Here is a 13,006-nt window from a genome sequence, read left to right as displayed (position 1 = left end):
ACTGCAGGGCGGTATGGATGGGGGCGCTCCAGGCAGCAGGCCCCTACCAGACAACCCCGGAATGCTGATGCCCGAGACTTTTTCAGATCATCCGCCCATGGCCGCCAGGCCTTCCGCTCCCCGCCAGCGTCTCCGGTATGCGCGGATCCTCGATACCGCGGCGGGGTTCGCCCGCAAGGGGCTCGACTCGGTGGAGTTGTCCGCAGTGGCCGGGAAGGCAGATGTTCCGCTGGGCACCCTCTACCGGTACTTTCCCTCGCCTACGCACCTGATGCTCGCCCTGTACCGGCACCAGCTCGATGAGCTGCAGACGGGTGCCGCGGGTTCCTCCACCCGCTTCCGGGGGCGTGCCCTGTCCGGCCTGCTGATGGAGATTTTCCATATGCGGGTCATGCAGCCGGCGGTGGAACAGTGCCTGAGCCGGGGCGTATACGTTCCGGACCGGGACACCACCGAGCTCCTGCGCGAGATCGACGCGCTCAGCGAAAAGCTGGTCTTCGGAGCCAGCGGCGATGCGGTGGGAGCCCGGGTGCTGCTCCTGACCGTCACTGGTCTGGTCCAGTCCGTCCGGAACCGCCGGCTGTCCCTGTTTGAGGCCGAGGAAGACCTGAAAAAGGCGTGCGCACGGTTGTCACCCGCTGCGGAAGCAGGGTTAACACTCACCAAAAGCGCGTAATCGGTCTAGACCAATAGCCCATTAAATCGTCCATAATGGCGTGACCCCCGTCACTAGAAGCGGTGATTAAACGTTTTGGCGCGGGTGCGTGATGTCGTCTCCGGCCCGCCGGGCTGCCGGGCTTGCCTACGATGGTGCCACCGGAGCAACAGGGAGTGAACATCCCCAGCGTTCCCACGGACCCGCCACCCCTGGGTTTCCTGTCGCACCATTTCCCACGCTTGGGCCCGGCCGGGCCCGGGCCCCATGAGCCGTGTGCCCACGGCGAGCACCAGGAGACAACGACGTGTCCATTGACGCAATCACCGCCATTGACGATTCCGCTACCGCCCCGCTGACCGAAGACGAGATCTTCGGCGCGCACCAGGGCGGCAAGCTGACCATCGGCACCACCGCCCCGCTGTCCAACAAGCGCGACCTGTCCATCGCCTACACGCCCGGCGTTGCGGAGGTCAGCCGCGCCATCCACGCCAAGCCCGAACTCGCGCGCACCCTCACGTGGGCCGAGCGCCTGGTGGTCGTCGTCAGCGACGGCACGGCCGTCCTGGGCCTGGGCAACATCGGCGCCAGCGCCTCCCTGCCCGTGATGGAAGGCAAGTCCGCGCTGTTCAAGACCTTCGGCGACCTCGACTCCATTCCGCTGGTGCTGAACACCACCGACGTGGACGAGATCGTGGAGACCCTGGTCCGGCTGCGCCCCAGCTTCGGTGCCGTCAACCTGGAGGACATCTCCGCCCCCCGCTGCTTCGAGCTCGAGGAAAAGCTGATCGAGGCACTGGATTGCCCGGTCATGCACGACGACCAGCACGGCACCGCCGTCGTGGCCCTCGCCGCGCTGACCAACGCCGCCAAGGTGACCGGGCGCGGACTTGAGGGCCTCAAGGTAGTGGTTTCCGGTGCAGGTGCCGCCGGCATCGCCGTCGCCGAAATCCTGCTGGCGGCCGGCATCAGCGACGTCGTCCTGCTGGACTCCCGTGGCATCATCAACACCACCCGCGAGGACCTTGCCGCGGACCCGGCCAGCAAGAAGGCCGATATCGCCGTCCGCAGCAACCCCCGCCGCCTGGCAGGCGGTCCTGCCGAGGCGCTGGCCGGAGCCGACGTCTTCATCGGCGTCTCCTCGTCCAAGCTGGATGAGGCGCACCTGGCCTCGATGAACGAGGACGCCATCGTCTTCGCGCTCTCGAACCCGGATCCGGAGGTCCTGCCCGAGGTTGCCGTGAAGTACGCCGCCGTGGTGGCCACCGGGCGCAGCGACTTCCCCAACCAGATCAACAACGTCCTGGCGTTCCCCGGCATCTTCCGCGGCGCACTGGATGCCGGTGCCCGCCGCATCACGCCGGCCATGAAGCTGGCAGCCGCCCGGGCGATCGCCGAACTGGCGGCCGAGGACCTCTCGGCCGACTACATCGTGCCCAGCCCGCTGGACCCGCGCGTGGCTCCGGCCGTCACCGCAGCGGTGGCAGCCGCCGTGGAAGCGGAGTAGCACTTCCCAGCGGAAACCACGACGGCGGCGCCTCCTTGCGGAAGGAGGCGCCGCCGCGCGTTCCAAGCAGGGGGGCGCGTTAGGTCCGGCCCCTAGACTGGGGCCATGAGTTCCGAGACAGTGGTGACCATCCTGTGCGGCCTGGCGATCCTGGTGGGCGTGGCCGGCACCATCATCCCCGTCCTTCCGGGAAGCGTCCTGATCGGCGTGAGCCTGCTGGCGTGGGCCATCTGGGGCGGCGCCGGGACGGCAGGATGGGTGGTCTTTGCGGTTGCCATGGTCTTCGTCGCCGCAGGCATGGCGGCCAGCGCCGTCCTCACCGGCAGGAGACTCAAGCAGCACGCCATTCCCAGCCGCAGCATCGTCGTGGCCTTGGTTGCGGGCGCGGTGGGGATGTTCATCATCCCGGTGGTGGGGCTTTTTGCCGGGTTTGCCGCCGGCTTGCTGGCCGGCGAGTTCCTCCGCACCAGGAACCTTTCGACGGCGGCGCGCTCCAGCTGGGCAGCCCTGAAAGCCACCGGCCTGGGGATGCTCGCCGAGTTTGGGCTGGCATGCCTTGCGGCAAGCACCTGGGTCATTGGCGTGTGGATTGCCGCGGCCAACGGCTGAATGCGTTGCGCGCGGGGTCTCCCGCGGGTAAAACCAAGGCATGACCCACCCAGCTTCAGCCCGGGACCTTGCCCGCGAAACGGTCCACGCCTGGATGGCCAAATACCAGGCGGCGTGGACCAGCAACGATGCCGGGGACATCCGTGCCCTCTTCACCCCTGACGCGGTCTACGAGACCCGGCCCCATGACCCCGAGCCCTGGGAGGGCCAGGACGGGATTGTTGCGGGCTGGCTCGCCGCCCGCGACGAACCGGCCGACTGGACGTTCAGCTGGGAGCTGCTCGGGACCGACGGTGACACGGCCTTCGTCAAGGGTGTCACCACGTACTCCGGCGGCCGGCCCACCTACGACAACCTGTGGGTCATCACGTTCGACGGGTCCGGCCGCGCCAGGTCCTTTACCGAATGGTTCATGGCGCGGACGTGACGGATCGTCCCGGCTAGCATGGAGGGATGACCGCCGGGGACACCGCACCGATCTACTGGGACAGCCGGGACCTCACGCCTTTTGGCCAGGCACAGCTGCGCACGCCGGTCCATGACCTTGCCGGCGGGGTGGGCGGCCTGCTGAACGGAGTTCTTGGCGGACGCAACCCGGCGCTGCTGTCCATCGACGGCGAAGTGCCCCGGCTCAAGCGGCTCCTGCCCAAGCCTGCCAAAGCCGTGCACGAGGCAGTCTTCACCAGCCGCGAACCTGAGCGGCTGATCACCCTGGCGCGTGCCTACCCCGGCTGGGCGGGGCTCTGCTACCTGATGGCCGGGCTGCTCGCCTACAAGCACGGTGGCTACCTGCGCGCCTCCGAACTCCTCCAGCGCGGGCTCACCACCAGAAATGACGAGGAAGCCAACCGCTACTCGTCCACCTACCTCACCAGGATCGTCACGAGGATCGAGCTGGCCGAGCGGGTGGAAATTCCGGTCCTGTTCAGCGAGGAATCGGTGTTCCTGGCCCTGGCCCACTCGCTGCGCGAAACCGGGCGCACGGAAGCTGCGCTGGACGCACTGGCGGGCCTGCCGCCGTCGCTCCCCATGGCGCTGGCACGCTGCTCCCTTGCCCTCACCCTGGGTCGCAGCCGCACGGTGATCGACTGGACGGAAGGCCTGCTGAACGCGGACGATCTCTCCGCCGCCCTGCTGTTGGTCCGCGCCCGCGCGCTGCGCCGGGAAGGCCGGCTGGATGCTGCGCACCAGGCTATCGCCGAGGTCCTGCGCCGCCGCAAGACGCACCTGGCACTGCGGAACGACGCCCTGACGGACCGGGCGCTGCTGGTGCTCGAATCAAGCCGCCGGTCCCTGAACCCGCGCGACTGGGGACGCCGCCGCGGCGACCCGGAACCGCAGCGCGAGCTGGAAGCGCCGGCGCCCATCCGCAAGGACGAGGAAATGCGCCGGATCTGGGAGCAGGACTGGAAGGAGCTCAGCGGGGACTAGGAGCGGCCAGCCAGGAACGGAAGCAGCTGCTCACCGAGGAGCACAGCGCCCAGAGCCACCATGATGATGCCGCTGGCCAAGGTCACTGCCCGGGCAGCCCCGGGCCTGCTGTGCAGCAGGCTGCGGGAGAGAAGTGCCACCACCGTGTACACCAGGGCCGCCAGTGCCACGAACGTCATGCCCAGCAGGCCTGACTGCACCGGAACGGGCAAGGCGGCGTCGGCGCTGACGAACTGCGGAATGAGGGCAACATAGAAGAGCAGGCCCTTCGGGTTGATGCCGCTGGTGCCCATGCCCTGCAGGAATGTCCGCAGTTGGGTGCCGTTGCCGGTGGCTGCGGCCGCACTGAAGCTGGCCCCCCGCCAGGACCGGAGCGTGCCCACCCCAAGCCACAACAGGTAGGCCGCACCAGCCAGCGTGATCCAGGCCAGGACTCCGGGCATGCCGGCGAGCACCGCGGCCAGCCCTGCCACCAGCAGGACGGTGTGGAGGACATAGCCGCCGCAGAGCCCGGCCACGGCCGGAATGAAACTCCGCTGCCGGAGGCCCGCCGCGATGGTGTAGGCCCAGTCGACGCCGGGCGTGCAGGCAAGGGCTGCGGCCACCACCAGGAAGGCCAGGAACAGCTGCGGATTCATCGGGTTTCTCCTGTCGAAGGGCTCTCAGGAGCAACCATAGGGAGAACCGGGCCAAAAGTGCTGTCCTTTTTTCGCCCGCCTCACCGTTTAGGCAGTATGTTTATTGCGTGATTGATGCAATCGACAGGAATATTTTGCGGCACCTGCAGGAGGACGGCCGGATGACTGCCACCGCGCTTGCCGGGAAGGTGGGCCTGACCGTGGCGCCGTGCCACCGCCGGCTGCGCGACCTGGAACAGTCAGGCGTGATCCGCGGGTACAAGGCGGACGTCGATCCTGCCGCCGTGGGCCTGGGGTTCGAGGCGATTGTCTTTGTTACGCTCCGGCAGGTGGACCGGCCCACGATGGAGATCTTCGAGAACCGCGTTGCGGACAATCCCAACATCGTGGAGGCGCAGCGGCTGTTCGGATCGCCGGACTACCTGCTGAAGGTCATTGCCGAGGACCTGCCGGCGTACCAGCGCTTCTACGACACCGAGCTGACATCCCTGCCCGGGGTGGAGCGGCTGACGTCCACCCTGGTGATGAAGAACCTGAAGTCCAACGCCGGGCCGCCGGTGTAGGTATGACAGCCAGGCGGCCGGGGCCGGCTACGCCAGCGGATGGACGTGCACGATGATGACCTGGGTGTCCTTGCTGCCGTCGTACCGAAGGTCGTAATTCACCTCAAGGCCCGTGCTGGTGCCGGAGGTGATGGAAAAGTCGCTCTTGGTGCCGGGGTTGCCCTGCGCGCTGCTGATCCACCCCTCGGCCGATTCGGGGTCGATGCCGTACCTCGCCACGCCGTCCCTGATGAGGCCGATGTACTCCTCCAGTGAAGAGGCCGTCAGGAAGTAGGTCACCTCGCGGAAGTCCGGCCGTGACTGCGTGGTGTTGAAGCGGATGCGGTCAGTTTCGGCCGAGATGTCGCCGGACGGGCCGGCGATGGTCAACGAAATCTTCCCGCTGTCCCGCGTATTGATTTCGGGACCGAAGCTGTCATCGGTCAACCTGACGGCCGCCTTCTGCAGCGTTCCGGACCTCATATCCAGGCGCGCGGTCATGCTGTCCCGGATGGCGTCCACGCCGGCGGCATCGAGGGTGGAGAATTCGGAAGTTTTCACGGTGCTCCCTGCGGAAGGTGGGGTGGCGGACGGGCTGGCAGGTGGTGGGGCGGCAGGCGAGCAGCCCGCCAGGGCAAGGGCTGCAAGAAGGGCAAGGACTGCAGGCGGCGGGGTCACTGGTGGACCTCCGCGTCGAATCCGTCCAGGAACCGGTCCATGATCTGCGGAATGTTGTTGGTGGGCCGGTACTGGTCCACGCGGCCGTCGAAGTCCGAGCCGATGATCTGCGCGGCGCGGTCCGGATCGGTGGCCAGCAGGTGCTGGTAGGCCGGAAGCGTGTCCTGCCGGATCAGCTCCCAGCGCTGGTCGGCATTGGCAATGTTGCCGTCGGGGAATCCGGTGGTGAAGTCGGTGCGGAACTGGGCGGGGTTGTCCCATGAGGTGAAGGGGATGTTCTCCGGGCCCGGGCTTTCGACGCTGAAGCTGTACGGGAACACCTCCGGGTAGCTCCTCGCGCCGGGGATGGAGGGCTCGCCGGCGAGCGTCACCATGTAGGTAACGGCTTCGCCGCCGGGATGGCCGCGCATGTTGTCGTAGTCGTCCGCGATGATGTCGTTCTGCTCGCGGTACAGCAGCACGGTGTTTCCGTCCTGCACACGGGCGGGGTCGCCGGAGTCGATGTCAGCCCACGCCCGGGCCGTGTCCGGATCAATGGCGCCGGAGTCGCGGAGCCGGTTGATCTCGTCGATGCCGCCGCTGAGGTAGGCCTGGTGCTGGCGTGCCTGGTCAAGGAAGATCTCCTTGTTCATGTCCAGCATGCTGGTTTCGTAGTAGCGGATTTCCTGGTCGGTCATGCCGGCCAGCTGCTCCAGCTGGTCCAGGACCGGCAGGGGTATGTCCGAGGCAGGGTTGTCCGTGATCTGTTGTGCCAGGTCCCGGAGCATGGCCATATCCCGGAATCCACCCGCGAAGGATGGGCCGATCATATTGGCCATGCCTGCCCACTGGAGGTCCGGGTTGGCGAGGTAGGCCTGGCCGTAGAAGTCGTAGACGCTCCGGATGGTGTCCCAGTTGTATTCCGTGCCCTTGGCGGTGTCCCAGTCCGAAGGGTCGATTCCCATCTGCCGCATGGCCTGGTTGTTCCAGTACGAGCCCAGGAAATCAGCGTAAACGGGGGACTTCTTAGCGATGAGCCCTGAGTCGGCGGCCGCATCCAGGGCAGCCTTGGCGGCATCGGGATGAGCCAGCGCCCACTGCTTGAATTCGTCGCTCTGGAGGTACTGGAGGCGTTCTGCCGGCGTCATGGCGGCCAGGGTGTCGGTGAGGTCCTGGGCCGTGCCGCCGGAGGGGCCCGCGCCCGATCCTCCTGATCCGCCTGCCCCGCCGCCGGATCCCCGGGAGCTGGCCTTCTCCTGCTCGTCCGCGTTGGCCAACAGCGCCTTGGAGGCCGATTCCAGCCCTGCCGTGGCCGACCTCAGCAGCTTGGCGTGGGAAGAAGTCCACTCGCTGCGGAACCTCTCGGCGTCGCGCCCTTTCCACAGTCCGGAACTGATGCTGCTGCTGAGCTGCTGGCCCAAAGCGTTGAGCCGGTTGGCGCTGCCGGTCAGCTCCTTGGCGAGCTGCCGGAGCTGCGCCACGTCGCCGCCGTAAAAGTTCCCCGCCATGTGTTTCCCCCCGTTAGGATCTCCCGTGCCAGCCTAGCCGGGATGGCTGGCCTCGACGATGGGGAGAGCTATCCAGGGCCGGCCCGGTCCGCCCCGTCGCTGAGCAGGCCGGTGGTGCGGTAGGGAATGACCTCCCGCAGGAACATGCTGGTGGACGTGCGCACGATTCCTGGGCAGAGCCGGATTTCCTCGGACACCCGGTACAGGTCATCCGGGCTGGTGGCCACCACGCGGATCAGCAGGTCGGTGTCCCCCGCGGGGGCATGGCATTCCAGGACTTCGGGGATTTCGCGCAGTGCGGCGATGGCCTCGTTGAGGTGGCTCTGGTCCAACTCTGCGCTCACCGCTGCAGCCACGCCGCGTCCCAGCGCTGCCGGGACCACCCTGCTGCTGTTGGCGCGCAGGGCACCTGATGCCGTCATCCGCTCCAGGCGCGACTGGACGGTCCCGCGGGCCAGGCCCAGCTTCTGCGCGAGCACCATGATGGGCATGCGGGGATCGTCGTCCAGCGCTGCGAGGATGCGCTTGTCGGTCGGGTCCAGTACCTGCAATGTGATCAGTTCCTGTCGTCGATGGGCGCCCGGACCAATCAGATTGACCAGTTGGGCAGGGTCCGGTTGCACTAACTGTAGGAGTACTGCTCAAATGTTGGCAACAAGGGATGCAGGCTACCGCCGGCTCCCGCAGGCTACAGGAGCCCCGGCACACCACCCGGTCCCTGGAACAGGTTTCCCGCAAGGATGCCGCCGCTGATTGACTCTTGTTCACGCATTGTCATTCCGCACCACACGGCAAGAGCCCCTGAGCTACCGACGTCGGCATTTTCCGGAGTCATCGGTAGCTGAGGGGCTCTTGTGTTGTTACGCCTAAAGTGGATCCATGACCTCCGCCGGCCGCTTCGCCCCCAGTCCCTCCGGCGAGCTGCACGTTGGGAACCTCCGCACCGCCATCCTTGCCTGGCTCTTCGCCCGCTCCACGGGCCGGAAGTTCCTGCTGCGGGTGGAGGACCTGGACCGTGCACGCGCCGGGGCGGAGGCGGAGCAGCTTCGCGACCTGCAGGCAATCGGGGTGACCTGGGACGGTGAGGCCGTCCGCCAGACGGACCGCGGCCAGCTCTATGCAGCGGCAATCGCCCGGCTGGAGGAAGCCGGACTCACCTACGAATGCTTCTGCACGCGCCGGGAGATCCAGGAGGCGGCGTCGGCGCCTCACGCCCCGCAGGGCGCCTACCCCGGAACCTGCCGCAACCTCGAACCCGCCGAACTGGAATTCAAGCGCTCCACGAGGCCCGCGGCACTCCGCCTGCGCGCCCGCGTTGCGGAATTCACCGTCCACGACGTCCTCCATGGTGACTTCACGGGCGTCGTCGACGACTTCGTGCTGCGGCGCAATGATGGCGTGACCGCCTATAACCTCGCTGTGGTGGTGGATGATGCCGCGCAAGGCATAGACCAGGTGGTCCGCGGCGACGACCTGCTACCGTCCACGCCGCGCCAGGCCTACCTCGCGTCCCTCTTGCATATTCCCGTTCCGGAATATGCGCACGTGCCCCTGGTGGTGAACCACGACGGCGTACGGCTGGCCAAGCGCGACGGCGCGGTGACGCTCGCCGACCTTGCGCGGACCGGAGTCCGGGTGGAGGAGGTCCGGGACCGGCTCCTCGCATCCCTGGGCCTGCCCGCCGGGACCTTGGAGCACGCCCTGCCCGCGTTTAACCCTGCGAGCCTGCCGAGGGAACCGTGGGAATGGCATCCCCTCGCCGTCAGCGGGTACGGGAAGCAATAGCCCCGCGGCGTTCGTCGACGACGACGGAGGCAGCAACGGCCAGGACGATGACCATCAGCGAAACCGGGACCGAGGCGCCCGCCGCCGCGAGGCCGACGGCGCCGGCGAGCAGCGCCAGTACCCCCGCGGCGACAGCCGTGACCACACGGTCCGGGCCGACCATCACACCATGGAGCCAGGTGAGGGCAAGCTTGAAGACGGCTACCGGGACCGCGATGCTGGCCACCACGGCGGCCGCGCTGATGTGGGCCTCGTGGTCGATGTAGTAGGCGGCCACGTGGAGTCCCGCGCCGGTGGCCGCGATGGCCGCGAAGACCGGAATGTGCCCGTACCCGAACACAAAGGAGCGGTGGCGCCGGTGGTGGAGCGCCCGCCCTGCGGGAAGCAGGAAGTACACCCACCACATGCCGAAAGCGAGGGCAGTCCCGCCGAAGCCCACCAGTGCGGCATCCACGCTCCAGCCGTGGTTGGCCACGATCGCGCGCAGGGTTTCGATGGCCCCGATCAGGCATTCGCCCAGGGCGATGATCGCCAGCAGGCCGTAGCGCTCTGCGATGTGGTGCGCGTGCCACGGCGTCCTGGCTCCCCGTTCGGCCGCGTACGGGGTGGCCATCTCCAGGATGATCAGCGGCACCGTGAGCAGGAACGTGGTGGCCACGTCCATCTCGATGACCAGGAGGGCGATCCAGCCCAGCTGCACGGCGGCCAGGTACTTCGCATAGCGCAGGCACGTGACGCGGCGGGCCGGATCCTGCCGCGACGCGCGGATCCACTGCGTCACCAGGGCCAGCCGCATGAGCACGTAGCCGCCCACGATGACCCTGTTGTCCACGTGCTGTCCCTCCACGATCGAGTGGAACATCGGCTCAATGCCCATGGCGAGGATCAGCACCCCGACGATCTGGACCATGGTGACCACCCGGAACACCCAATCGTCGGTGTCGTAGGCGCTGGCGAACCAGGTGAAGTTGATCCACGCCCAGATCACCGCGAACATCGCGAAAGAAAACCCCAGGAGCCCCGGCAGGAAGTGGGCTTCGGCTATCTCGTGCGCGAACTGGGCGCCGGCCACGCCGAAGGCAATGACGAAGGTCAGGTCGAAGAAGAGCTCAAGGGGAGTGGCGGTCCGGTGCTGTTCGTGCGGGTCCCGGCCGCCCATGCGGGCCAGGGCATGCCTGAGGGGGTTGGAGGACATGCCTCAAAGATATCCGGGTCAGACGCGTCCCAGGGCGTCGATGTCTTCGAGGAAGTCCTGGTGGACCTGTTCGCTCACCGTGGTCCGGGTATCGCCGATCGCGTCCAGGTAATCCTGGGTGGAGGGCCCCTTCCGCACGGCCTCCCGAACGGAAACCTCGCCCCCGGACGCCAGCCCGCCGTCGTCGTACACTGCTTTCTCCAACGCCCGCTGGGAGGCACTGCGGGCCGCGTACTCGATGTCCGCCGGGGAGAAACCCTCCGTGCGTTCCACCAACAGTTCCACATCCACGTCATCCACCACCGGCGCGGGAATGAACCGCTGCCACATCGCCTCACGCGCCTGCCGGTCGGGCAGGCCGATCGGGATCACGTAATCGAACCGGCCATGGCGCAGGAACGCGGAGTCCAGGGCACGGATGAAGTTCGTGGCGCACACCAGCAGCCGGCCGGGCTGCTCGCGGAACGCGGGGATGATCTTCAGCAGCTCGTTGGTGACGCCCTGCAGCGGCGACGGCGGATCCCCCGCGCGCTGGGAGGCGATTTCCTCCACCTCGTCGATGAACACCACCGCGTGTTCGAGCTCGGCGATTTCCAGGAACGTCTCCCGGAGTGCGCCGGCCAGGCCCTGCGGATCGGCCGCCAGCCGGGACGGAAACACCTCCACGAACGGCCATTCCAGGCGGGAAGCGATGGCTTTGGCGAAGGTGGTCTTGCCGGTGCCCGGGGGCCCGAAAAGGACGACGGCGCGCGGCGGCACCACACCGAATTCGTCCGCGAGGTCCGCCTCGGCAAGGGGGAGCACCAAGCGGCGCTCCAACAGTTCCTTTTCCCGGCGCATCCCGGCGACGTTCTCCCACAGGTCGCGGGCGAGGACCCTGCCGCCCAGCTGGCCCAGGGCACCAAGCTCCTGGCGCTGCACGGGAATGGTGCGCTCGAAGTACCGCAGGTTCTTCTTCAAGGCGAAACCGCGGCCCAGGAATGCCTCCACCCGGGTCTCCGATTCCGGCATCAGGGCGGAGAGCTTGTTCAGCCCGTGCGGCGCCATGCGGTTTTCGACGGCGGCGAGCAGTGAGGTGCCGATCCCGCGGCCACGGTACTCAGGGAGGGTGGCCAGGAAGACGATCCAGCCCTGGTCGTGGGCAGCACGGCCGACGGCGGCGCCCACCACCTGCTCGCCCAGCACCGCCACCACCGCGTGGTCCTTTTCGCAGGACGCGAGCACCTCGGAGAGGGCATAGACCGGTTCCACATTGTTCGCCTTGAGGGTCTCCCACAGGTGCAGGATCCCGTCCAGGTCCGCCGAGTGGAAATCCCTGATCCGCCAGTTGGTCATGCGTTACTCCTGTGGGTTCGTCGTTGAGCCGTTCAGCGTGCGCTTCTGTGAGCTTATGCGAACCGCCGCCGCGCGAGGTTGCGGCGGCGTTGCGTGACGCGCGTTCAAAGCCCCAACGTGGCCATGGTGTTCCGTAACGTGTTGGCGGAATGCTGCAGTGCCGCCAGTTCGCCGTCGTCCATGGGTGTGTCCAGGACGCGGCGAACGCCCCCGCGCCCCACGATGCTGGGAAGGGACAGCGCCACGCCCGAGATGCCGTACTGCCCGGACAGCACCGTGGAGACTGGCAGGACGGCGTTGTCGTCGCGCAGGAGCGCCTCCACGATCCGGGCACCGGAGAGCCCGATCGCGTAGTTCGTGGCGCCCTTGCCGGCGATGACCTTGTACGCGGCCTGCGTGACTTCACGCGCGGTTTCGGTGAGGTAGCCGGGTGTGAAGATCCGTTCGCCGCCGTCCGTCCAGTCGCGGATGGGAACGGGGCCGATCGTGGCGCCGGACCACAGCGGGAACTCGGTATCGCCGTGCTCGCCCACCATGCTGGCATGGACGCTTGCCACGGACACGCCCGCGCGCCGGGCGAGCAGCCACCGCAGCCGGGAGGTGTCCAGGACCGTGCCCGAGGAGAAAATCCGCTCGGTGGGCAGCCCTGAAATGCGCTGCGCGGCCACGGTGAGGACGTCGCAGGGGTTGGTCACCAGGACATAGACGGCATCGGGTGCCTGCTCCAGCAGCTGTGGCATCAGCTGCTCAAGGATGCGGACATTGGTGCCTGCCAGGTCCAGGCGGCTCTGGCCGGGGTTTTGCTTGGCACCGGCCGTGATGACGACGACGTCGGCCCCTTCCGTCACGGCGATGTCCCCGCCGCCGCTGACCGAGGCGGAGGCTGCCGCGAACTGGCTGCCGTGGGCAAGATCGAGCGCCTCGGCCTCGGCCTTAGGCGCGTTGACGTCGAACAACGCGATGCTGCTGGCAGAACCGCGGATCAGGGCAGCGTACGCCAGTGAAGTGCCGACACTCCCCGCCCCCACCACCGCAAGCTTGGATCCTGGCATGGCGTACCCCTTCCCGCGGCGCGTACCGCCGGCCGTTGAGTGTGTCCCACCTGAAGAGTAGCGTGGCCCACATCACTCAAACCCCTCTTAGG

General features: G+C 67.6%; 14 protein-coding genes. 7 read left to right on the top strand and 7 right to left on the bottom strand.

Annotated features, from left to right (window positions below; all coding sequences use genetic code 11):
* The first annotated feature begins 67 nt into the window (after nt 1-67).
* The 5 genes from K4G53_RS04390 to K4G53_RS04370 all read left to right on the top strand — a co-directional run bounded on the left by K4G53_RS04390 (nt 68) and on the right by K4G53_RS04370 (nt 4,202).
* Nucleotides 68-676, top strand: a complete 609-nt coding sequence (locus tag K4G53_RS04390; protein WP_221384286.1) for a TetR/AcrR family transcriptional regulator — start codon at nt 68-70, stop codon at nt 674-676.
* Nucleotides 677-962: 286 nt separating this feature from the next.
* A complete protein-coding gene (locus tag K4G53_RS04385; protein WP_221384285.1) occupies nt 963-2,162 on the top strand; it encodes an NADP-dependent malic enzyme in 1,200 nt (399 codons plus the stop codon).
* A gap of 105 nt (nt 2,163-2,267) precedes the next feature.
* Complete coding sequence (locus K4G53_RS04380) at nt 2,268-2,771, top strand: DUF456 domain-containing protein (protein WP_221384284.1); 504 nt, start codon at nt 2,268-2,270, stop codon at nt 2,769-2,771.
* Between the two features lie 40 nt (nt 2,772-2,811).
* Nucleotides 2,812-3,198: a nuclear transport factor 2 family protein gene (locus K4G53_RS04375; RefSeq protein WP_221384283.1), complete on the top strand. Its 387-nt coding sequence runs from the start codon at nt 2,812-2,814 to the stop codon at nt 3,196-3,198.
* Between the two features lie 26 nt (nt 3,199-3,224).
* The gene (locus tag K4G53_RS04370; RefSeq protein WP_221384282.1) at nt 3,225-4,202 is read left to right on the top strand and encodes a hypothetical protein; all 978 of its coding nucleotides are present in this window, start codon (nt 3,225-3,227) and stop codon (nt 4,200-4,202) included.
* Here the strand turns inward: K4G53_RS04370 and K4G53_RS04365 are convergent.
* Nucleotides 4,199-4,840, bottom strand: coding sequence for a LysE family translocator (locus K4G53_RS04365; RefSeq protein ID WP_221384281.1), 642 nt, complete (start codon nt 4,838-4,840; stop codon nt 4,199-4,201). The genes K4G53_RS04370 and K4G53_RS04365 overlap by 4 nt on opposite strands.
* A 107-nt stretch (nt 4,841-4,947) precedes the next feature.
* Between K4G53_RS04365 and K4G53_RS04360 the strand changes: the two genes are divergently transcribed.
* Nucleotides 4,948-5,403: an Lrp/AsnC family transcriptional regulator gene (locus tag K4G53_RS04360; protein WP_221384280.1), complete on the top strand. Its 456-nt coding sequence runs from the start codon at nt 4,948-4,950 to the stop codon at nt 5,401-5,403.
* 27 nt (nt 5,404-5,430) lie between these two features.
* Here K4G53_RS04360 and K4G53_RS04355 read toward each other — a convergent pair whose 3' ends face one another.
* From K4G53_RS04355 to K4G53_RS04345, 3 genes are all read right to left on the bottom strand, one after another.
* Nucleotides 5,431-6,081 carry a hypothetical protein gene (locus K4G53_RS04355; RefSeq protein WP_221384734.1) on the bottom strand — a complete coding sequence of 217 codons (651 nt, stop codon included), beginning with the start codon at nt 6,079-6,081 and terminating at the stop codon, nt 5,431-5,433.
* Nucleotides 6,057-7,547, bottom strand: a complete 1,491-nt coding sequence (locus K4G53_RS04350; RefSeq protein WP_221384279.1) for a WXG100 family type VII secretion target — start codon at nt 7,545-7,547, stop codon at nt 6,057-6,059. The genes K4G53_RS04355 and K4G53_RS04350 overlap by 25 nt, the downstream gene beginning before the upstream one ends.
* Before the next feature lie 68 nt (nt 7,548-7,615).
* A complete protein-coding gene (locus K4G53_RS04345) occupies nt 7,616-8,098 on the bottom strand; it encodes an Lrp/AsnC family transcriptional regulator (RefSeq protein ID WP_221384278.1) in 483 nt (160 codons plus the stop codon).
* Between the two features lie 328 nt (nt 8,099-8,426).
* Between K4G53_RS04345 and gluQRS the strand changes: the two genes are divergently transcribed.
* Nucleotides 8,427-9,332 carry a tRNA glutamyl-Q(34) synthetase GluQRS gene (gene gluQRS / locus K4G53_RS04340; RefSeq protein WP_221384277.1) on the top strand — a complete coding sequence of 302 codons (906 nt, stop codon included), beginning with the start codon at nt 8,427-8,429 and terminating at the stop codon, nt 9,330-9,332.
* Here gluQRS and K4G53_RS04335 read toward each other — a convergent pair.
* The 3 genes from K4G53_RS04335 to K4G53_RS04325 all read right to left on the bottom strand — a co-directional run bounded on the left by K4G53_RS04335 (nt 9,310) and on the right by K4G53_RS04325 (nt 12,914).
* Entirely contained in the window at nt 9,310-10,527 is a 1,218-nt protein-coding gene (locus K4G53_RS04335) for a low temperature requirement protein A (protein WP_221384276.1), read from the bottom strand. The genes gluQRS and K4G53_RS04335 overlap by 23 nt on opposite strands.
* Nucleotides 10,528-10,545: 18 nt before the next feature.
* The gene (locus tag K4G53_RS04330) at nt 10,546-11,862 is read right to left on the bottom strand and encodes an ATP-binding protein (RefSeq protein WP_221384275.1); all 1,317 of its coding nucleotides are present in this window, start codon (nt 11,860-11,862) and stop codon (nt 10,546-10,548) included.
* A gap of 104 nt (nt 11,863-11,966) precedes the next feature.
* Nucleotides 11,967-12,914: an L-lactate dehydrogenase gene (locus K4G53_RS04325; protein WP_221384274.1), complete on the bottom strand. Its 948-nt coding sequence runs from the start codon at nt 12,912-12,914 to the stop codon at nt 11,967-11,969.
* Nucleotides 12,915-13,006 lie beyond the last annotated feature (92 nt).

The organism is Arthrobacter sp. MAHUQ-56 (assembly GCF_019710585.1).
In the GTDB taxonomy this organism is placed as follows: Bacteria; Actinomycetota; Actinomycetes; order Actinomycetales; family Micrococcaceae; genus Arthrobacter.
The sequence above is the reverse complement of the archived record's forward strand: the minus strand, read 5'-3'. Positions and strand labels throughout refer to the sequence as shown.

Excerpts from the sequence above, each read along its gene's own strand:
- K4G53_RS04330 (WP_221384275.1), bottom strand. The coding sequence starts at position 11,862 with ATGACCAACTGGCGGATCAGGGATTTCCACTCGGCGGACCTGGACGGG.
- K4G53_RS04375 (WP_221384283.1), top strand. The coding sequence starts at position 2,812 with ATGACCCACCCAGCTTCAGCCCGGGACCTTGCCCGCGAAACGGTCCAC.
- K4G53_RS04365 (WP_221384281.1), bottom strand. The coding sequence starts at position 4,840 with ATGAATCCGCAGCTGTTCCTGGCCTTCCTGGTGGTGGCCGCAGCCCTT.
- gluQRS (WP_221384277.1), top strand. The coding sequence starts at position 8,427 with ATGACCTCCGCCGGCCGCTTCGCCCCCAGTCCCTCCGGCGAGCTGCAC.
- K4G53_RS04325 (WP_221384274.1), bottom strand. The coding sequence starts at position 12,914 with ATGCCAGGATCCAAGCTTGCGGTGGTGGGGGCGGGGAGTGTCGGCACT.
- K4G53_RS04350 (WP_221384279.1), bottom strand. The coding sequence starts at position 7,547 with ATGGCGGGGAACTTTTACGGCGGCGACGTGGCGCAGCTCCGGCAGCTC.
- K4G53_RS04390 (WP_221384286.1), top strand. The coding sequence starts at position 68 with ATGCCCGAGACTTTTTCAGATCATCCGCCCATGGCCGCCAGGCCTTCC.
- K4G53_RS04335 (WP_221384276.1), bottom strand. The coding sequence starts at position 10,527 with ATGTCCTCCAACCCCCTCAGGCATGCCCTGGCCCGCATGGGCGGCCGG.
- K4G53_RS04380 (WP_221384284.1), top strand. The coding sequence starts at position 2,268 with ATGAGTTCCGAGACAGTGGTGACCATCCTGTGCGGCCTGGCGATCCTG.
- K4G53_RS04370 (WP_221384282.1), top strand. The coding sequence starts at position 3,225 with ATGACCGCCGGGGACACCGCACCGATCTACTGGGACAGCCGGGACCTC.